Origin of the sequence: Pedococcus sp. (genome assembly GCF_036000045.1) — a bacterium.
Taxonomy (GTDB): domain Bacteria; phylum Actinomycetota; class Actinomycetes; order Actinomycetales; family Dermatophilaceae; genus Pedococcus.
In genome coordinates, this window is sequence record NZ_DASYGF010000054.1 from 1 (window position 1) to 17,557 (window position 17,557).

General features: G+C 69.2%; 21 protein-coding genes, 3 tRNA genes and 1 pseudogene. 21 read left to right on the forward strand and 4 right to left on the reverse strand.

The window, feature by feature from the left end; translation table 11 throughout:
* From VGN50_RS08645 to VGN50_RS08685, 9 genes are all read left to right on the forward strand, one after another.
* On the forward strand, window positions 1–2,169 hold a 2,169-nt coding region (locus VGN50_RS08645), incomplete at its 5' end, for a carboxyl transferase domain-containing protein (protein ID WP_327444348.1).
* 100 nt (window positions 2,170–2,269) lie between these two features.
* The gene (locus VGN50_RS08650) at window positions 2,270–2,575 is read left to right on the forward strand and encodes a hypothetical protein (protein ID WP_327444349.1); all 306 of its coding nucleotides are present in this window, start codon (window positions 2,270–2,272) and stop codon (window positions 2,573–2,575) included.
* A gap of 68 nt (window positions 2,576–2,643) precedes the next feature.
* Window positions 2,644–3,093, forward strand: a complete 450-nt coding sequence (gene aroQ / locus VGN50_RS08655; RefSeq protein ID WP_327444350.1) for a type II 3-dehydroquinate dehydratase — start codon at window positions 2,644–2,646, stop codon at window positions 3,091–3,093.
* A 119-nt stretch (window positions 3,094–3,212) separates the two neighbouring features.
* Window positions 3,213–3,285 (forward strand) — tRNA-Thr (locus VGN50_RS08660).
* Window positions 3,286–3,317: 32 nt separating this feature from the next.
* Window positions 3,318–3,391 (forward strand) — tRNA-Met (locus VGN50_RS08665).
* A gap of 115 nt (window positions 3,392–3,506) precedes the next feature.
* Entirely contained in the window at window positions 3,507–3,677 is a 171-nt protein-coding gene (gene rpmG / locus VGN50_RS08670; RefSeq protein WP_327444351.1) for a 50S ribosomal protein L33, read from the forward strand.
* A 73-nt stretch (window positions 3,678–3,750) separates the two neighbouring features.
* The gene (locus VGN50_RS08675) at window positions 3,751–4,197 is read left to right on the forward strand and encodes an FAS1-like dehydratase domain-containing protein (RefSeq protein ID WP_327444352.1); all 447 of its coding nucleotides are present in this window, start codon (window positions 3,751–3,753) and stop codon (window positions 4,195–4,197) included.
* Window positions 4,198–4,199: 2 nt separating this feature from the next.
* The gene (locus tag VGN50_RS08680; protein WP_327444353.1) at window positions 4,200–4,622 is read left to right on the forward strand and encodes a MaoC family dehydratase; all 423 of its coding nucleotides are present in this window, start codon (window positions 4,200–4,202) and stop codon (window positions 4,620–4,622) included.
* Between the two features lie 10 nt (window positions 4,623–4,632).
* On the forward strand, window positions 4,633–5,709 hold the full coding sequence (locus tag VGN50_RS08685) for a UDP-N-acetylmuramate dehydrogenase (RefSeq protein WP_327444354.1): 1,077 nt from the start codon (window positions 4,633–4,635) through the stop codon (window positions 5,707–5,709).
* Window positions 5,710–5,730: 21 nt separating this feature from the next.
* Here VGN50_RS08685 and VGN50_RS08690 read toward each other — a convergent pair whose 3' ends face one another.
* From VGN50_RS08690 to VGN50_RS08700, 3 genes are all read right to left on the reverse strand, one after another.
* Complete coding sequence (locus VGN50_RS08690; RefSeq protein ID WP_327444355.1) at window positions 5,731–6,765, reverse strand: adenosine deaminase; 1,035 nt, start codon at window positions 6,763–6,765, stop codon at window positions 5,731–5,733.
* 48 nt (window positions 6,766–6,813) lie between these two features.
* Window positions 6,814–7,308: a DUF5709 domain-containing protein gene (locus VGN50_RS08695; protein ID WP_327444356.1), complete on the reverse strand. Its 495-nt coding sequence runs from the start codon at window positions 7,306–7,308 to the stop codon at window positions 6,814–6,816.
* Window positions 7,309–7,373: 65 nt separating this feature from the next.
* Window positions 7,374–8,687 carry an aminotransferase gene (locus VGN50_RS08700; RefSeq protein WP_327444357.1) on the reverse strand — a complete coding sequence of 438 codons (1,314 nt, stop codon included), beginning with the start codon at window positions 8,685–8,687 and terminating at the stop codon, window positions 7,374–7,376.
* A 235-nt stretch (window positions 8,688–8,922) separates the two neighbouring features.
* Between VGN50_RS08700 and VGN50_RS08705 the strand changes: the two genes are divergently transcribed.
* The 5 genes from VGN50_RS08705 to rplA all read left to right on the forward strand — a co-directional run bounded on the left by VGN50_RS08705 (window position 8,923) and on the right by rplA (window position 11,587).
* A tRNA-Trp gene (locus VGN50_RS08705) sits at window positions 8,923–8,995 on the forward strand.
* A 71-nt stretch (window positions 8,996–9,066) separates the two neighbouring features.
* The gene (secE, locus tag VGN50_RS08710; protein ID WP_414694585.1) at window positions 9,067–9,327 is read left to right on the forward strand and encodes a preprotein translocase subunit SecE; all 261 of its coding nucleotides are present in this window, start codon (window positions 9,067–9,069) and stop codon (window positions 9,325–9,327) included.
* Between the two features lie 67 nt (window positions 9,328–9,394).
* Window positions 9,395–10,228: a transcription termination/antitermination protein NusG gene (nusG, locus tag VGN50_RS08715; RefSeq protein WP_327444359.1), complete on the forward strand. Its 834-nt coding sequence runs from the start codon at window positions 9,395–9,397 to the stop codon at window positions 10,226–10,228.
* Between the two features lie 95 nt (window positions 10,229–10,323).
* Entirely contained in the window at window positions 10,324–10,758 is a 435-nt protein-coding gene (gene rplK / locus VGN50_RS08720; protein ID WP_327444360.1) for a 50S ribosomal protein L11, read from the forward strand.
* A gap of 109 nt (window positions 10,759–10,867) precedes the next feature.
* Window positions 10,868–11,587, forward strand: coding sequence for a 50S ribosomal protein L1 (rplA, locus tag VGN50_RS08725; RefSeq protein ID WP_327444361.1), 720 nt, complete (start codon window positions 10,868–10,870; stop codon window positions 11,585–11,587).
* Window positions 11,588–11,679: 92 nt separating this feature from the next.
* Here the strand turns inward: rplA and VGN50_RS08730 are convergent, their stop codons facing one another.
* Entirely contained in the window at window positions 11,680–11,877 is a 198-nt protein-coding gene (locus VGN50_RS08730) for a hypothetical protein (protein WP_327444362.1), read from the reverse strand.
* A gap of 280 nt (window positions 11,878–12,157) precedes the next feature.
* Between VGN50_RS08730 and VGN50_RS08735 the strand changes: the two genes are divergently transcribed.
* From VGN50_RS08735 to VGN50_RS08765, 7 genes and pseudogenes are all read left to right on the forward strand, one after another.
* On the forward strand, window positions 12,158–12,913 hold the full coding sequence (locus tag VGN50_RS08735; protein ID WP_327444363.1) for a hypothetical protein: 756 nt from the start codon (window positions 12,158–12,160) through the stop codon (window positions 12,911–12,913).
* 356 nt (window positions 12,914–13,269) lie between these two features.
* The gene (gene rplJ / locus VGN50_RS08740) at window positions 13,270–13,908 is read left to right on the forward strand and encodes a 50S ribosomal protein L10 (protein WP_327444364.1); all 639 of its coding nucleotides are present in this window, start codon (window positions 13,270–13,272) and stop codon (window positions 13,906–13,908) included.
* An 82-nt stretch (window positions 13,909–13,990) separates the two neighbouring features.
* Entirely contained in the window at window positions 13,991–14,380 is a 390-nt protein-coding gene (rplL, locus tag VGN50_RS08745; protein ID WP_327444365.1) for a 50S ribosomal protein L7/L12, read from the forward strand.
* Between the two features lie 262 nt (window positions 14,381–14,642).
* The gene (locus VGN50_RS08750) at window positions 14,643–15,683 is read left to right on the forward strand and encodes an ABC transporter ATP-binding protein (protein ID WP_327444366.1); all 1,041 of its coding nucleotides are present in this window, start codon (window positions 14,643–14,645) and stop codon (window positions 15,681–15,683) included.
* Between the two features lie 47 nt (window positions 15,684–15,730).
* Window positions 15,731–16,450, forward strand: a complete 720-nt coding sequence (locus tag VGN50_RS08755) for an ABC transporter permease (protein ID WP_327444368.1) — start codon at window positions 15,731–15,733, stop codon at window positions 16,448–16,450.
* Window positions 16,451–16,462: 12 nt separating this feature from the next.
* Window positions 16,463–17,290: an ABC transporter permease gene (locus tag VGN50_RS08760; RefSeq protein WP_327444367.1), complete on the forward strand. Its 828-nt coding sequence runs from the start codon at window positions 16,463–16,465 to the stop codon at window positions 17,288–17,290.
* Window positions 17,291–17,293: 3 nt separating this feature from the next.
* Window positions 17,294–17,557, forward strand: a pseudogene (locus tag VGN50_RS08765) (mammalian cell entry protein); the annotation flags it as partial.

Sequence of the window (17,557 nt, forward strand, 5' to 3'; positions counted from 1 at the left end):
CCCGCGGCACCGGACGTGCACCTGTTCCGCATCCGGGGCCGCGAAATGCCCGACGACCAGCGGCTCATGGCCCTGGCCGACGTGCGCGACCTCACCATGGTGCGGGACGACGCGGGCCGGGTCACCGGCTTGCCGCAGCTCGAGCGCATCCTGGACGCCTGCCTGGACAGCCTGCGCTCGGCCCGGTCCGCCGACCGCGAGCTGGCCCGGCTGGACTGGAACCGCATCAAGCTGTACGTGTGGCCGACCGTGGAGACCCCGCTCGCCGAGCTGGGCCAGGTCATCAGGTCACTGGCGCCGCGCACCGAGGGGCTGGGACTCGAGCAGGTGTTGGTGCAGTTCCGCGACGCCGAAGGCCGCGAGCTGATGCTGCGGCTGTCCCGCCCGCCGGGGGCCGGGCTGACGCTGCGCGTCACCGCCCCGTCGACCGGGCCGCTGCGGGAGCTGAACGCCTACACGCAGAAGGTGATCAGGGCCCGCCGCCGCGGCACCGTGTACCCGTATGAGCTCATCCCGCTGATCACCCGCTCGCCGGATCAGGGCGGCGCCCCGGGCACGTTCACCGAGTACGACCTGGACGAAAGCGGCGCCCCGGTGCCGGTGGACCGGGAACCCGGGCTGAACACCGCCAACCTCGTGCTCGGCGTGGTCAGCACGCCGACCAGGCGCTACCCCAAGGGGATGCGCCGGGTCGTGCTGCTGGGCGACCCGACGCAGGCGCTGGGCGCGCTGGCCGAACCGGAGTGCCGCCGCGTGCTCGCCGCCATCAAGCTGGCACGGCAGCTGCGCGCCCCGGTGGAGTGGTTCGCCATCTCGGCCGGAGCGAAGATCTCGATGGACTCTGGCACCGAGACGATGGACTGGATTTCCCGGGCGCTCCGCGGCATCGTCGAGTTCACTCAGGACGGCGGCGAGATCAACGTCGTGGTCACCGGCATCAATGTCGGCGCCCAGCCGTACTGGAACGCCGAGGCCACCATGCTGATGCACACCAAAGGCATCCTGGTCATGACGCCCGACAGCGCCATGGTCCTCACCGGCAAGCAGTCCCTCGACTTCTCCGGAGGCGTGTCGGCCGAGGACAACTTCGGCATCGGTGGATACGACCGGGTGATGGGGCCGAACGGTCAGGCCCAGTACTGGGCGCCTGACCTCGCCGGAGCGCGCGACATCCTCATGGCGCACTACGACCATGCCTACGTGCACCCGGGGGAGCCGGGACCTCGACGAGCCGCGACGAGCGACCCCATCGACCGTGACGTCACGGCATACCCGCACCAGCTGGCTGACTCGGGGTTCACCACCGTCGGCGACATCTTCTCGTCCGCTGCGAACCCCGACCGCAAGAAGGCCTTCGACATCCGCACGGTGATGGCCGCCCTCGCCGACCAGGACCACCCGACCCTGGAGCGCTGGGTCGGCATGGCCGATGCCGAGACGGCGGTCGTGCAGGACGCCCATGTCGGCGGCTTCCCGGTCTGCATGGTCGGCATCGAGTCCAAGACCGTGGCCCGGCGCGGGTTTCCGCCCACCGACGGACCGGACGTCTACACGGCAGGCACCCTGTTCCCCAGGTCGTCCAAGAAGGCCGCTCGCGCTATCAACGCGGCCAGCGGCAACCGCCCCGTCGTGGTGCTGGCCAACCTGTCCGGCTTCGACGGCTCACCGGAGTCGATGCGCAGCCTGCAGCTGGAGTATGGCGCGGAGATCGGGCGAGCGGTCGTCAACTTCCAGGGGCCGATCGTCTTCTGCGTCGTCAGCCGCTACCACGGCGGCGCGTTCGTGGTCTTCTCCAAGGCGCTCAACCCTCGCATGACCGTCCTGGCGGTCGACGGGTCCTTCGCCTCGGTGCTCGGAGGCGCGCCCGCCGCCGCGGTGGTGTTCTCACGCGACGTCGACGCGCGCGCCGCTGCGGACCCTCGGGTGACGTCCCTGGAGGCCCGGCTGGCCCAGGCCAGCGGGGCCGAACGGGCCGCGCTCGCGACCCAGCTCGCCGAGCTGCGCACCTCGGTGCGCGCCGAGAAGCTCGGCGAGGTGGCAGCGGAGTTCGACAGCGTCCACAGCATCCGTCGCGCCGTCAGCGTCGGGTCGGTCGACGCTGTGATCGCCGCGAACGAGCTCCGGCCCCGCATCATCGCTGCGATCGAGGCAGGCCTGGCTGACGGGTGAGCCGGCGCATGACCGGCCCCGTGATGGGTAGGCAGCGAGAACCAGAGACACGAACCAGAGACACCCGAGAAGTCGAGAACCCGAGACCCGAGGAGTACCCGTGACCGAGTCCGACCGCAGCCTGGGATCCATGGACGAGACCGAGCTCGACGAGCACCGCCACCGTCATGTCCTCATGCAGGAGGCCATCGCCGAGGTGGTCACGGCGGGGGAGGGCCTGCCGGTGGCTGACCTCGTGACCCGGCTCGAGGCCGCCCTGGCCGCACGCGGCATCGGTCCCCAGCCGCGCCGCTGGCTCGAGTCGGTCGCCATGGAGGCGCAGCACGGCCGGGTCTACGTCGAGGAGGGGCATTCGGGCACCCGGGAGGTGCTCGAGCGGGTCGAGGACGGGACCGAGGCTCCGTAGCCCAGCCGTTCGGATGATGTCTCACACTTCGGGATCCAAAGGAGTCCGGCTGGCCTAGGCTGACCGGCATGAGCCAGTCGACCGTCCTGGTCCTCAACGGGCCGAACCTCAACCTGCTCGGCGAGCGAGAGCCCGACATCTACGGGCACGCCACTCTGGCCGACATCGAGGCTCTGTGCCGCAAGGCTGCCGGTCTCGCCGGTCTCGAGGTGGACTTCCGGCAGAGCAACCACGAGGGTGCGCTGATCGACGCCATCCACGAGGTGCGACACACGGCGGCCGGCATCGTGGTCAACGCGGGTGCCTACACCCACACCTCGGTCGCCCTGCACGACGCCCTGGCAGCCGTGTCCCTCCCGGTGTTCGAGGTGCATCTGAGCAACGTCCACCGTCGCGAGAGCTTCCGCCATCACTCCTACCTGTCGTCGGTCTGTGACGGGGTGATCGTGGGGTGCGGCCCCAGCGGCTACGCCTATGCCATCGCCCGGATCTCGGAGCTGATCGACCCGCGCCACTAGGCGGTTCCCGCCTCGTCGCGCCGGGTAGTCCCCGCGGCATACCCTCGATTTTCAGTGAGGGGACCGCACCGTGTAGTCTCACCGTCGCACTTCCGCGAGGTCGCCGAGCGGTCGAGCGCGCCCCCTTAGCTCAGTCGGCAGAGCGTTTCCATGGTAAGGAAAAGGTCGTCGGTTCGATTCCGACAGGGGGCTCTGGGACGGCGTCATCAGACGCCGCACCCCATGGCGGGGTAGCTCAGCTGGTTAGAGCGCACGACTCATAATCGTGAGGTCGCGGGATCGAGCCCCGCTCCCGCTACGGCCGCGATTTCAGGATTTGGCCTGGACTCGCGTATTCTGATGCGTCGCCACTGCGTCACCGCGGCGCGCGGCCCACCAGTCATTCACAGTCGGTTTCGAGAGCAGGTTGCCCCGTGGCTAGCAAGAGCGCAGATGTCCGCCCCAAGATCACCTTGGCGTGCGTGGATTGCAAGGAGCGCAACTACATCACCAAGAAGAACCGTCGGAACAACCCCGACCGGCTCGAGATGAAGAAGTACTGCCCGCGCGACGGCCACCACACCCTTCACCGCGAGACCCGCTGACCCCAGCGGCACCGCCGACGGCCCGAGACCTCACGGTCCCGGGCCGTTTTCGTGTGCCTCTAGAGTGGCCCCCATGGCCGTGAATCCTGACTTTGCCGGGCGCACCTACCCACCCAGCGGACCGTATGCCGTGGACGCCGCGGCCCTCGCGGCGTTCGCCGCGGCAGTCGGGTCCACCGACCCGGTGCACACCTCGGGGGAGGCCGCCCGCGCGGCCGGCTACGCCGACGTCATCGCCCCGCCCACCTTCGCCGTGACCCTCGCCCAGCGTTGCGACCGGCAGCTGGTCGAGGACCCCGAGTCGGGCATCGACTACAGCCGGGTCGTCCATGGCGAGCAGCGGTTCGTCCACCACCGGCCCATCACGGCAGGCGACTCCGTCGTCGGCACCCTGACCGTGGACTCCGTCCGCGAGGCCGGCGGCCACGCCATGGTGACGACCCGCACCGAGCTCGCCACCGAGGCCGGAGAGGCGCTGTGCACCTCCACCTCCACCATCGTCGTCCGAGGAGGAGAGTGACCATGGCTGCCCGCACCCTGGCCGACACGAGCGTCGGCGACACCATCGGTCCCGTGACGGTGTCCGTGGCCCGCGAGACGCTCGTGGCCTACGCCAACGCCTCCGGTGACCAGAACCCCATCCACCAGGACGAGGCCTTCGCCAGGTCCGTCGGCCTGCCCGACGTGATCGCGCACGGCATGTTCACCATGGGCGCCGCCGGGTCGGTCGTCGAGGAGTGGGCCGGCGACGGCGGCCGGGTCGTCGAGTTCGGCACGCGGTTCACCAAGCCCGTCGTCGTGCCGCGGTCCGGCGCCGAGGTCGAGGTCAGCGGCGAGGTGAAGTCGCTCGACGAGCAGTCCCGTCGCGCCACCGTCGAGCTCACGGCCACCAGTGACGGGGCCAAGGTCCTCGGACGCTGCGTGGCCGTCGTCCAGCTCGACTGACCCGCCCTCGATGCGCGAAGAGCACGATGTCCCCCTGGCGTCGCTGACCACCATGCGGGTGGGCGGACCGGCCGCGCGGCTCGTGACCGCCGAGTCCATCGACGAGCTGGTGGACGCGGTCCGCGAGGTCGACGACGCCGACGAGCCACTGCTCGTGCTCGGTGGCGGGTCCAACCTGGTGGTGGCGGACGACGGCTTCCCCGGCACGGTCGTCCGGGTGGCCCACGACGACATCACGGTCGAGTCCTCCGACCTGTGCGCAGGCGTGATGGTGCGGGTCGGCGCCGGCGCGGTGTGGGACGAGCTCGTCGCTCGGGCCGTGGGGGAGGGTTGGTCCGGGGTCGAGGCGCTGTCCGGCATACCGGGCTCGGCCGGTGCCACCCCGGTCCAGAACGTCGGCGCCTACGGGCAGGAGGTCGCCCAGACGATCGCCTCGGTACGGGTGTGGGACCGCGCCGAACAGCAGGTGCGCACCCTCGTCGCCCACGAGTGCCGCTTCACGTACCGGCACTCCCTGTTCAAGGCCACGACGCGTTACGTCGTGCTCGACGTCCTCTTCCAGCTCACCCCCAGCGATCTCAGCCAGCCCATCGCGTATGCCGACCTGGCGCGACAGCTGGGCGTGTCCCCGGGCGAGCGGGTGCCCCTGGCGGAGGCGCGCGAGGCCGTCCTCGCCCAGCGCCGGCTGCGCGGGATGGTGCTCGACGGGGCCGACCACGACACCTGGTCCTGCGGCTCCTTCTTCACCAACCCGATCCTGTCGGCGGGGCGCTTCGCCGACCTCGAGTCCCGGGCCCGAGGGCGGCTGGGCGCCGACGGGCCGATGCCGCCCCGCTTCCCCGACGCCGACGGTGGCATCAAGACCTCGGCGGCCTGGCTCATCGACCAGGCGGGCTTCGGCAAGGGGCACTCGATCCCGCCGCACCGGGCGGCCCTGTCCACCAAGCACACCCTGGCCATCACCAACCGTGGTGACGCGAGCGCCGCCGACGTGGCAGCGCTCGCGCGCGAGATCCGGGCCGGGGTCCACGAGGCGTTCGGGGTGACCCTGGTCAACGAGCCGGTGTTCGTCGGCCACGAGCTGTAGCCGCGCATCCATGACCCAGGGTCAGGGAGCGGCAGGGTTCGCGAGCCAGGCGTCGACGTCGGCCAGGGCCGCGTCCTTCAGGTCGGCCGGGGCGCGGGAGGCTCGCAGGGACCCCCTGGCCAGATCGGCCAGCTCCTCGTCCGCGAGATCGAGTGCCTGGCGGGCCAGCTCGTACTGGTCGGCGAGGCGAGAGCCGAACAGCAGGGGGTCGTCGGCTCCCAGAGCAACCGGTATGCCGTGCTCGACGATCGTGCGCAGCGGCACCTCCTCGGCGTTCGCGTAGACGCCGAGGGCCACGTTGCTGCGTGGGCAGACCTCCAGGGCGACTCCGGCGGCGGCGACCTGCTCCAGGACCCGAGGGTCCTCCACGCAGCGCACCCCGTGACCGATCCGGTCGGGGCGCAGGGCCTCCAGGGTGGTCTCGACAGAGGTGGGCCCCAGCAGCTCGCCCGCATGGGGCACCAACGCCAGCCCGGCGCGCCGGGCGATCTCGAAGGCGGGAGCGAACTCCTGGGTCACGCCGCGGCGCTCGTCGTTGCTCAGCCCGAAGCCCACCACGGTCCCCACGCCGTCACCGGCATACGTCGCGGCCAGCCGCGCCAGCGTCCGGGCGTCCAGGGGGTGCCGAACCCGGCTCGCGGCGACCACGACCGCCACCTGGGTCGCGCCCTCGGTCGAGGCCTTGCGCGCCTCGTCGAGGACGATCTCCAGGGCCGGGGTGATCCCGCCGACGAAGGGTGCGTAGGAGGTCGGGTCGACCTGGATCTCCAGCCAGCGGGAACCCTCGGCCGCGTCGTCCTCCGCCGCCTCGCGGACGATGCGGCGCAGGTCCGACTCGTCGCGCACGCAGGCCCGGGCTGCGTCGTACAGCCGCTGGAACCGGAACCAACCACGCTCGTCACGGGCGCTGAGCTTCGGCGGCCAGCCGCTGGTGAGGGCGTCGGGCAGGGCGAGGCCGTGCTTGGCAGCCAGGTCGCGCACCGTCTCGACGCGCATCGACCCGGTGAAGTGCAGGTGCAGATGTGCCTTGGGAAGGGTGCTGACCGGGCGCGGCATGGCGAGCAGTCTGGCACTGGTCGCCATGCCCTGAGGACCGACTGGTGCTCAGGTCTCCACGATGTGCATGGCGGCGTCCTCGGGGCCGTCCCCGGGGCCGGCCTCACGGGCGTCGAGCTCTTTCTCGGTGTCGGTGCGGACGCCCTCGTCCGGCTCGACGAGCTCCCCGGCCTCGGCGTCGCCCACCTCCGAGTCACCCAGCCAGTCGTCCTCGGCCGCGATGGCATCGGGGTCGTCCCCGCCCACTCGGTCACCTGGCCTGCGGTCCAGGCCGCTCTCGTTGTCAGGAGCGCCGTACGCGGTGCCGGGGTCGGGCTCCTCCTGGTTGATGCGCTGGTCGATGGTCTCGTCCTGGGCCTGCTCGGACGCCGTCGTGCCCCACTCGGTGTTGCGCGGCTGCAGGTCGGGCGGCGACCACGGCTCGTTGTCGCCCTCGCTGGAGTCGAGCAGCTCCTCCTGGCCGCTGCCCGAGTCGGTCGCGTCGTCGACGCTGTAGCTGCCGAGGTCGTCCTCGATGCTTTCGGTTCCAGGCTGATCGCTCATGCCCCCACCTTGCGCGAGGTGGGGGCTCGCCGCAAGGTGAGGCTGGCGGCATACGCCCCGCATCCTCAGGCGGTCGTGAGCAACCTCTCGGCCGAGGCGAGCAGCACGCACGTCGCGACGGCCTCCATCGCCTCGGTGACCTGCTCCAGCGGTGGGAAGGTCGGGGCCAGGCGGATGTTGCGGTCGCGCGGGTCGTCGCCGTGAGGGAATGACGAGCCGGCCGGGGTCAGCGCGATGCCGGCCGCCTTGGCGAGCCCGACCACGCGTGAGGCGCTGCCGTCCAGGACGTCGAGGCTGACGAAGTATCCGCCGGTCGGCGTCGTCCACGTGGCCACGCCCAGCCCGCCCAGGCGCTCGCTGAGGATGCGCTCCACCTCGGCGAACTTCGGCGCGATGATCGCGCGGTGCTTGAGCATGTGGTCGCGGACGCCTTGGGCCGAGCCGAAGAACTGGGAGTGCCGCAGCTGGTTCACCTTGTCGGGGCCGATGGCGCCCTTGCCGAGATGCCCGACGTACCAGCGGACGGTGTCGCGCGAGCCGGCCAGGAACGCGACGCCGGCCCCGGCGAGGGTGATCTTGGAGGTCGAGGCGAACATGATGGGGCGGTGCGGGTGACCTGCCGCGGCCGCCAGGCTGAGGATGTCGGCGCTCTTGGCCTCGTTCTCGGTCAGGTGGTGGAACGCGTAGGCGTTGTCCCAGAAGATCTTGAAGTCGGGCGCTGCCGTGGGCATCGCGGCGAGGCGGGCGGCGACCTCCTGGGTGGTGACCGCGCCGGTGGGGTTGGCATAGGTGGGCACCAGCCACATGCCCTTGATGCTCGGGTCGTCGGCGACCAGCCGGGCGACCGCCTCGACGTCGGGGCCGTCGTCGTTCATGGGAACGGTCACCATGTCGATGCCGAACCAGCTCAGCAGCGTGAAGTGGCGGTCGTAGCCGGGGACCGGGCAGATGAAGGTGACCTTCTCCTCCTGGCCCCAGGGGCGCTCGCTGTCGACGGCCCCGTGCAGCCAGAGGTCGACGAGCACCTCGCGCATCATGACCAGGCTGGAGTTGCCACCTGCGACGATCTCCTCGGGGTCGACCCACAGCAGCTCGGCGAACATCTCACGCAGCTCGCGGATGCCCTCGAGTCCGCCGTAGTTGCGGGTGTCCACGCCGTGGGCGTCCTTGCTGCCGCGGGGGAGGGTGAGCAGCTCGTCGCTGAGGTCGAGCTGCGCGGCGGCCGGCTTGCCCCGGGTGAGGTCGAGGCTGAGCCCGCGCGCCCGGAGGTCGTCGTAGGCGGCCTGCTGCTCCTGGGCGAAGGCCTCGAGGGCGGCGCGGGAGCGCTCGGCGAGGAGAGTGGTGGTCGCGGTGGCGGAGGTGGCGGTCTGCTCGGTCACGTGCTCCATGCTCCCATTGACCGGGGTTCGCCGTGCAGTGGGCGTCCGCCGCCTGGTCACGCTCCTGCGGGTCGCCTCCTGGGCCCGCAATGAGGGTGCGTATACCGCGAGTTCGCGTTGGGCGCGGTGCCTCACGTATGCTTCATCCTCGGTTGACATTGGCCATGCTTCCGGCGTGCCCGGAATCAGGCTGGTCGACCGGCCCGGAACTTCTCCACCCCGTGAGTGGTTCCGTAGGGCAGTGGCTCAATTGGTAGAGCACCGGTCTCCAAAACCGGCGGTTGGGGGTTCGAGTCCCTCCTGCCCTGCATAGCAGGACCTGCGGTGCCGACCCGGCAGCGCGGCATACGGCAGTGAAAGCAGAGGCAACGTGACGGACGTGAGCGCGCAGACCCGCGGCTCTGGTCGTACCGGTCGCCCACGTCGCAAGGACGGCAACCCGCTCTCCCGGTTCTTCCGAGCGGTCTCGCTGTTCGTCGGCCAGATCCTGGACGAGCTGCGCAAGGTCGTCCGGCCGACGCGTTCGGAGCTGATCAACTACACGATCGTCGTGATCGTGTTCGTGACGTTCGTGATGGCGCTGGTCTCCACCGTGGACTTCGGCTTCACCAAGCTCGTCCTGTGGGTCTTCGGCGGCTAGCCCCCCGCGTTCGCCGCACTGACCGGGGAGACCCGGTCCGCACTCCAGAAGGAAGTAGGTCATCAGCGTGTCCGACCAGTGGACCACCGAGAACGCCGAGCCCGTGCTCGACGACGAGGCCACCTCCGGCGACGCCACGGTCTCGCCCGAGGCCCCCGAGACCGCCGTCTCTGACGAGGCTGCCGTGTCTGACGAGGCTGCCGTGTCCGACGGCGACGCCACGCTCGCGCCCGAGTTCGGCGAGGCCGGCGACGTCGCCGAGCAGACCGATGAGGCCGAGCCGGCCGAGCCGGTCGACCCCGTCCAGGAGTTCAAGGACAAGCTCGCCTCGCAGTTCGGCGACTGGTACGTCGTGCACTCCTACGCCGGCTACGAGAACCGCGTGAAGGCCAACCTCGAGAACCGGACGACCTCCCTCAACATGGAGGACTACATCTTCGAGGCTCAGGTGCCCATGGAAGAGGTCACCGAGATCAAGAACGGCCAGAAGAAGCTGGTCCGCCGTGTCCGGATGCCCGGATACGTCCTGGTCCGCATGGACCTGACCGACGAGTCGTGGGGCGCCGTCCGGCATACCCCCGGCGTCACCGGCTTCGTGGGCAACGCCCACCAGCCCGTGCCGCTGAGCCTCGACGAGGTCTTCACCATGCTGGCCCCCGCCGACCTCGAGAGCCCGGCCACGGCCGGGGTCGGGGGCGGCGCGACCGGCAAGGCCAAGGAGGTCGCGGTCGTCGACTTCGAGGTGGGCGAGTCGGTCACCGTCATGGAGGGGCCGTTCGAGACCCTTCCCGCCACGATCTCCGAGATCAACCCCGACACCCAGAAGCTCAAGGTGCTCGTCTCCATCTTCGGCCGGGAGACCCCGGTCGAGCTGTCGTTCAACCAGGTCGCCAAGATCTGAGCGCACGGCAGCACCTGCCCGCGGCACCCCGCGGACATGCAACCGGGTCATCGCCCACGGCGTAGGCCCACACCACAACAGAAGGAACACCAGACATGCCCCCCAAGAGCAAGAAGATCTCCGGCTTCATCAAGCTGCAGATCCAGGCCGGTGCGGCCACCCCGGCACCCCCCGTCGGCCCGGCCCTCGGTCAGCACGGCGTCAACATCATGGAGTTCGTCAAGGCGTACAACGCGGCGACGGAGTCCCAGCGCGGCAACGTCATCCCCGTGGAGATCACGGTCTTCGAGGACCGGTCCTTCACCTTCGTCACCAAGACGCCGCCGGCCGCTGAGCTGATCAAGAAGGCCGCCGGTGTGCCCAAGGGTTCCGGCGAGCCGCACAAGACCAAGGTCGCCAAGCTGTCGGCCGACCAGGTCCGCGCCATCGCCGAGCAGAAGATGGAAGACCTCAACGCCAACGACGTCGAGCAGGCCATGAAGATCATCGCCGGCACCGCGCGTTCGATGGGAATCGACACCGAGCTCTGACCGTTCTACCTCCTACCCGCAGCCTGCGGGACAGCACCACCGTGGCAGGGCCAGCGCTGGTCCGACTGACCACAACTCCACTGAAGTCACTGCATATCAAGGAGCAGCAATGAAGCGCAGCAAGACCTACCGCGCCAACGCGGAGAAGATCGACCCGGCCAAGGCCTACGCCCCCCTCGAGGCCGTCCGCCTCGCGAAGGACACCTCGGCCACCAAGTACGACTCCACCGTCGAGGTCGCCATGCGCCTCGGTGTCGACCCGCGCAAGGCGGACCAGATGGTGCGCGGCACCGTCAACCTGCCCCACGGCACGGGCAAGACCGCACGGGTCCTGGTTTTCGCCAACGGTGACAAGGCCGAGGCGGCTCGCGAGGCCGGCGCGGACTTCGTCGGCTCCGACGACCTCCTCGAGAAGGTCGCGGGCGGCTGGCTCGACTTCGACGCCGTCGTCGCGACGCCGGACATGATGGGCAAGGTCGGCCGTCTCGGCAAGGTGCTGGGTCCCCGTGGCCTCATGCCGAACCCGAAGACCGGCACCGTCACCATGGACACCGCCAAGGCCGTGACCGACATCAAGGGCGGCAAGATCGAGTTCCGCGTCGACAAGCACGCGAACCTCCACTTCATCATCGGCAAGACCTCCTTCGACGAGAAGGCACTCGTGGAGAACTACGGCGCCGCGCTCGAGGAGATCCTCCGTCTGAAGCCGTCGGCGTCCAAGGGCCGCTACATCACCAAGGCGACGATGACGACGACGATGGGCCCCGGCATCCCGCTGGACTACAACCGCACCCGCAACCTGCTGGTCGAGGACGAGGCCACTGCCTGAAGGCACCGGACAAGTTCGCATTCAGTCGGCGTCCGGGACCCGCACCAGAGCCCGTCACCTCCGTTGAGGTGACGGGCTCTGACGCTGCCAGGTCAGCTGGGATGAGGCTCGTGAGGCTCGTGACCGCGGTACCGCCACACCCGGGTCCCGAGGTGCAGCGCGACCAAGAGCGCACTGAGGATGTTGAGTGGTGGCAAGTCGAAGAATGGTGGGGTGGCAAAGGCGACGGTCAGGGTCAGAGCGAGGAGCCCCGCCTCGCGGCGCCACTGTGCGGGGGTGGGCCGAATCATGAGGCGCCTCCTCGTGACGTGCAGGTCACGTAGGAGGCGGCCGTCTCTGTTCCTTTGCATGTGCCCCCTTTTTCCCTTGGAAGTGCGACGTTGACATCACCAAGCGGTCGCCTCAAGGGGGTATTCAGGGTTCCTATGGCTCCTTGCCAGCGGTGGAGGCAGGGGTGTATGCCGCGTGGTCGGTCACCCGGCGTGCGCTTGGGGGCGCCGACCGTGGGGTTAGTGTGGACCGGTCCGGCGGAGGCCTGATCCGCCCGCCAACCATTGGGGAGAACCTTTCGTGAAGACCGTCTCGCTCGCTGCCGTTGCCCTGTCCGGGGCGCTCGCGCTGAGCGCCTGCGGGAACCCGACCGCCCCGTCGAGCAGCACGTCGACGACCTCCACGTCGTCGGCCGCGGGTGCCGCGCTCAAGCCAGGTGACACCGTCGACGGGGCGGCCCTGGCGATGCGCATGACCGCCGCGATGGTCAAGGCGGGCTCGGGAAGCATCACCATGGACCTCGCAGCCATCGGCAAGGTCAGCGGGTCGTTCGTCATCAGCTCCGGCTCCATGCAGCAGCAGATGGCCATGACCATCCAGGGCCAGGCGATGCAGATCGTCTCCACGGGTGGCCTGATCTACATGAAGGGCCTGCCCGGCTCCGCCAAGCCGTGGGTCAAGATCGACCCGAAGGCCAAGGACGCGGTGAGCAAGATGTTCGCCGGCCTCACCGGAAACATGGGCGACCCGCGCCAGCTGGCCAAGGTCCTGCAGGGCACCAAGGCGAAGGTGGTGAGCACGTCCGCAACGGCGACGCAGTACGACGTGACCATCGACCCGTCCAAGCTCGCGGGGACGACCGGCCAGTCGGCGGCGCCCTCGGTCGGGCTCGTCAAGGCCCGCTACACCCTCGACGCCCAGGACCGCCCCACCGAGATGGACGTCGTCGCCGGGGGCCAGGACGTCAAGGTCACGTTCGGCGGCTGGGGCACGCCCGTCACGATCCAGACGCCTCCCGCGGACCAGGTGGGCAGCTTCCAGGTCCCGGCGGGCTGACGCTCGCCACGACTTCTGGCCCCTCGCCAGGTCTCGTGGTGGAAAGGCCTCTTCGGCCACGAGAGCTGCCGTTACGCCGGGGGTCGTGGGGGAGGCTCGAGCCAGGGACGATTTGGTCCCAGCCCGAGCGCCCCGTACGCTGGTCCCTGACCAAAGACCGCTTGGTTGTGTCGCGCCCACCGATGGTGGGCACGACACCGAAGGTCCACCTGAGGTGGGCGCCAGCGCAGGCCGCGACAACCGGATACCGACTCAGTTCTCGGTATGCCGTGTGCCCCGTGCCCTGTGCCGGGGCCTTTCTCATGTGGCGCCTTCACTGCCCGGTGGTCCATCACCACACACGGAAGGGAGGCCCCATGGCCAAGGCTGACAAGGCTGCCGCCATCGCCGAGCTGTCGGACAAGTTCCGTAGCTCTGGTGCGGCCGTGCTGACCGAGTACCGCGGGCTTTCGGTGAAGCAGATCACCACGCTCCGCAACTCGCTGCGCGGGAACGCCACCTTCGCCGTCGTGAAGAACACGCTCACCGAGCTCGCCGCCAAGGAGGCCGGAGTCACGGCCTTCGATGGCAAGCTCGTCGGCCCGTCCGCCATCGCCTTCGTCGATGGTGACCCGGTCGAGGCTGCCAAGGGCCTGCGTGACTTCGCCAAGGCGAACCCCCTCCTCGTGATCAAGGGCGGCGTCCTGGACGGCAAGGCCCTCACCCCCGAGGAAATCACCAAGCTCGCGGACCTCGAGTCCCGCGAGGTTCTCCTGGCCAAGCTGGCCGGTGCCCTGCAGGCGTCGCTCAGCCAGGCTGTCTACCTCTTCGCCGCGCCGCTGTCGCAGACCGCGCGCGTCGTCGAGGCCCTGCGGGCCAAGGTCGAGGCCGAGGGCCCGGTGGCTGCTGCCGCCGCTCCCGCCGCCGAGGCTGCCGAGGCCACCGAGGAGACCCCCGCTGCCGAGGCTCCGGCCGAGGCTGCTGCAGACGTCGCCGAGGGTGGCGACGCGAGCTGAGCCCAGCCCCGCGCTGAGCCCGCTCAACCACCAAACCGCCACTCACGGCATACCCGAAGTAAGAACAGAAAGGACGCCCATCATGGCGAAGCTCTCCACCGACGAGCTCCTTGAGGCCTTCAAGGAAATGACCCTCATCGAGCTCTCCGAGTTCGTGAAGCAGTTCGAGGACACCTTCAACGTCACCGCCGCCGCCCCCGTCGCGGTTGCCGCGGCCGGCGCCCCGGCTGGTGGCGGCGAGGCCGCCGCTGCCGAGGAGCAGGACGAGTTCGACGTCATCCTCGAGGCCGCTGGTGACAAGAAGATCCAGGTCATCAAGGAGGTCCGCTCGCTGACCTCCCTCGGCCTGAAGGAAGCCAAGGACCTCGTTGACGGCGCCCCCAAGCCCGTCCTGGAGAAGGTCGACAAGGCTGCCGCGGACAAGGCCAAGGAGGCCCTCGAGGGCGCCGGGGCCACCGTCACCCTCAAGTGACCTGAGCTTCCCCTGCCGCGTCAGGGGGAGCACAGCACCGCACAGAGAGCGGGTCCGACCTTCGGGTCGGGCCCGCTCTTTGCTTGCGATGGCTTCGTGTGCCCCGGTATGCCCCGTATTGAGGTTCGGCGTGTTGGGCGGCTGGAGGTGCCGTGGGGCGTACTGGGCCGTAACCTCGGCATCACCCGGTCGTTATCCCCAATGAACCGGGGGCAGTCCACAGTGATGTGGTCATGCCCGTCTTGCAACGACGAGGTGAGCAGTGGGCGTCGAGATCAAAGTCGAAGGACTGACCAAACGCTTCGGCTCGCAGGTGATCTGGAACGACGTCACGCTGACTCTCCCCGCGGGCGAGATCTCCGTGATGCTGGGTCCGTCCGGCACCGGCAAGTCCGTGTTTCTCAAGACCCTCGTCGGGCTGCTCAAGCCGGACTCGGGCGCCATCTGGATCCAGGACCGTGACCTCACCCGGCTGCGCGAGCACGACCTGTACGAGGTCCGCAAGCTCTTCGGCGTGCTGTTCCAGGACGGTGCGCTGTTCGGCTCGATGAACCTCTACGACAACGTGGCCTTCCCGCTTCGCGAGCACACCAAGAAGTCCGAGTCGGACATCCGCGGGATCGTCATGGAGAAGATGGAGCTCGTCGGCCTCAGCGGTGCCGAGGGCAAGCTGCCCGGCGAGATCTCGGGCGGGATGCGCAAGCGGGCCGGGCTGGCCAGAGCTCTGGTCCTCGACCCCGAGATCCTGCTGATCGACGAGCCCGACTCGGGCCTGGACCCGGTGCGCACGTCGTACATCAACCAGCTGTTCATCGACCTCAACGCCCAGATCGATGCCACCTTCCTGATCGTCACCCACGACATCAACACGGCCCGGACGGTCCCGGACAACATCGGCCTGCTCTACCACCGTCACCTGGCCATGTTCGGCCCGCGCGAGATGCTGCTCAGCTCCGAGGAGCCCGTGGTCCGCCAGTTCCTCAACGCCCAGACGATCGGTCCGATCGGGATGTCCGAAGAGAAGGACGCCGACGAGCTGGCCCAGGAGCGCGGCCAGGAGCTGCCGCCACTGCCCCCGATCCCGCTGCAGCTCAAGACCAGCGACAAAACCCCCCGCCGCGCCGAGCGCCCGCCTGGCGACTGGTGCCGGGCCAACGGCATCACCCCACCGCCCGGATCGTTCCTGTCGGGCAACGCCGGTGTCGTCGGGGTGCACGCCGCACACGAGGAGCAGCCCACTGAGGTGGTCCCAGGGCCCTCCGAGACCCCGCAGGTCGACCCGTACTCCGAGGCGATGTCGTGAAGAACCCTGCCGTCGGTGCGCTCCGCCAGAGCGGATCGCTGTTCGCCATGGTCCTGGACGTCATGCGGTCCCTGCCGAAGCGGCCGTTCCAGACCAAGGAGTTCATCCAGCAGTGCTGGTTCATCGCCTCGGTGACCATCGTGCCGACGGCGCTGGTCTCCATCCCGTTCGGCGCGGTCATCGCCCTCCAGCTCGGCACGCTGACCCGCCAGCTGGGCGCCCAGTCGTTCACCGGTGCCGCGTCCGTGCTCGCGGTCGTTCGTGAGGCGTCGCCCATCGTCACGGCGCTGCTCATCGCAGGCGCCGGTGGTTCGGCGATCTGTGCCGACATCGGCTCGCGCAAGATCCGCGACGAGATCGACGCCATGGAGGTTCTCGGGATCAGCCCGATCCAACGGCTGGTGGTGCCCCGCGTGCTCGCTGCCATGGTGGTGTCGGTGCTGCTCAACGGCCTGGTCTCAGTCGTCGGCGTGGCAGGTGGCTACTTCTTCAACGTGATCATCCAGCACGGCACGCCGGGGGCGTACATCGCCTCGTTCACTGCGCTGGCTCAGCTCGCCGACCTGTGGACCAGCGAGGTCAAGGCGCTGATCTTCGGTTTCATCGCCGCGGTCGTGGCCGCATACAAGGGTCTCACCGCTGGTGGCGGCCCCAAGGGCGTGGGCGACGCCGTGAACCAGAGCGTGGTCATCACGTTCATGTTCCTGTTCGTCGTCAACTTCGTTGTCAGCGCTGTGTACTTCCAAGTCGTCCCCCAGAAGATCTGAGCAGGTGCACCCATGAGCAAGGTTCTTGACCTGGCAGGTCGTCCGCTGGAGGCGTTGGACAGCCTCGGCGAGCAGATGCGTTTCTACGTGCGCTCCCTCGCCTGGAGCGGTCGGACGATCCGGCGCTACAAGAAGGAGGTCGTCCGGTTGCTCGCCGAGGTCTCCCTGGGCTCGGGCGCGCTATCGGTGATCGGCGGCACCGTCGGGGTGATCGCCTTTCTCGCCTTCTTCACCGGCAGCCAGGTGGGCCTGCAGGGCTACTCCTCGCTGAACCAGCTCGGCACCGGCGCCTTCACCGGCTTCGTGTCGGCATACCTCAACACTCGTGAGATCGCCCCCTTGGTCGCCGGCCTGGCGCTCGCCGCCACGGTCGGCTGTGGGTTCACCGCCCAGCTGGGCGCCATGCGCATCTCCGAGGAGGTGGACGCGCTCGAGGTGATGGGCGTGCCGTCGCTGCCGTTCCTGGTGACCACCCGCATGATCGCCGGGTTCGTGGCCGTGGTGCCGCTGTACGTCCTCGGCCTGCTGTCTTCCTACGGAGCCACTCGGTTCATCGTCGTGCACTACTTCGGCCAGTCGGCGGGCACCTACGACCACTACTTCCACCTGTTCCTGCCGCCGATCGACGTCCTGTACTCCTTCCTCAAGGTCATGGTCTTCGCGGTCGTGATCATCCTGATCCACTGCTACTACGGCTACAACGCCTCGGGCGGCCCGGCCGGGGTGGGTGTCGCGGTCGGCAAGGCCGTCCGCACCTCGATCGTGGCCATCAACATCGTCGACTTCTTCTTCTCCCTGGCTGTCTGGGGCGCCACCACCACCGTGCGGATCGCGGGATAGCGGATGGCGCAGTCAAAGACCGGCCTCATGGGGCGACTGGGCAACCATGCCTACGGCGTGGGCTTCATTGCCGTCGTCGCGCTCCTCGTGGCCCTGTCGATCGCTTCGTTCCAGAAGGTCTTCGTCCCTGTGGTGCATGTGACGTTGTTGACGGATCGGATCGGGTCGCAGATGCAGGTGTCGTCGGATGTGAAGATCCGGGGGCTGATCGTGGGGGAGGTGCGCTCGATCGAGTCGACGGCGTCGGGGGCGCGGTTGGATCTGGCG

What these genes read in the sequence shown, in the direction of transcription:
- aroQ (WP_327444350.1), top strand. Translation starts at nt 2,644, where the DNA reads ATGAGCCAGTCGACCGTCCTGGTCCTCAACGGGCCGAACCTCAACCTG.
- VGN50_RS08675 (WP_327444352.1), top strand. Translation starts at nt 3,751, where the DNA reads ATGGCCGTGAATCCTGACTTTGCCGGGCGCACCTACCCACCCAGCGGA.
- VGN50_RS08680 (WP_327444353.1), top strand. Translation starts at nt 4,200, where the DNA reads ATGGCTGCCCGCACCCTGGCCGACACGAGCGTCGGCGACACCATCGGT.
- VGN50_RS08685 (WP_327444354.1), top strand. Translation starts at nt 4,633, where the DNA reads ATGCGCGAAGAGCACGATGTCCCCCTGGCGTCGCTGACCACCATGCGG.
- VGN50_RS08690 (WP_327444355.1), bottom strand. Translation starts at nt 6,765, where the DNA reads ATGCCGCGCCCGGTCAGCACCCTTCCCAAGGCACATCTGCACCTGCAC.
- VGN50_RS08695 (WP_327444356.1), bottom strand. Translation starts at nt 7,308, where the DNA reads ATGAGCGATCAGCCTGGAACCGAAAGCATCGAGGACGACCTCGGCAGC.
- rplK (WP_327444360.1), top strand. Translation starts at nt 10,324, where the DNA reads ATGCCCCCCAAGAGCAAGAAGATCTCCGGCTTCATCAAGCTGCAGATC.
- rplA (WP_327444361.1), top strand. Translation starts at nt 10,868, where the DNA reads ATGAAGCGCAGCAAGACCTACCGCGCCAACGCGGAGAAGATCGACCCG.
- VGN50_RS08730 (WP_327444362.1), bottom strand. Translation starts at nt 11,877, where the DNA reads ATGATTCGGCCCACCCCCGCACAGTGGCGCCGCGAGGCGGGGCTCCTC.
- rplJ (WP_327444364.1), top strand. Translation starts at nt 13,270, where the DNA reads ATGGCCAAGGCTGACAAGGCTGCCGCCATCGCCGAGCTGTCGGACAAG.
- rplL (WP_327444365.1), top strand. Translation starts at nt 13,991, where the DNA reads ATGGCGAAGCTCTCCACCGACGAGCTCCTTGAGGCCTTCAAGGAAATG.
- VGN50_RS08755 (WP_327444368.1), top strand. Translation starts at nt 15,731, where the DNA reads ATGGTCCTGGACGTCATGCGGTCCCTGCCGAAGCGGCCGTTCCAGACC.
- VGN50_RS08760 (WP_327444367.1), top strand. Translation starts at nt 16,463, where the DNA reads ATGAGCAAGGTTCTTGACCTGGCAGGTCGTCCGCTGGAGGCGTTGGAC.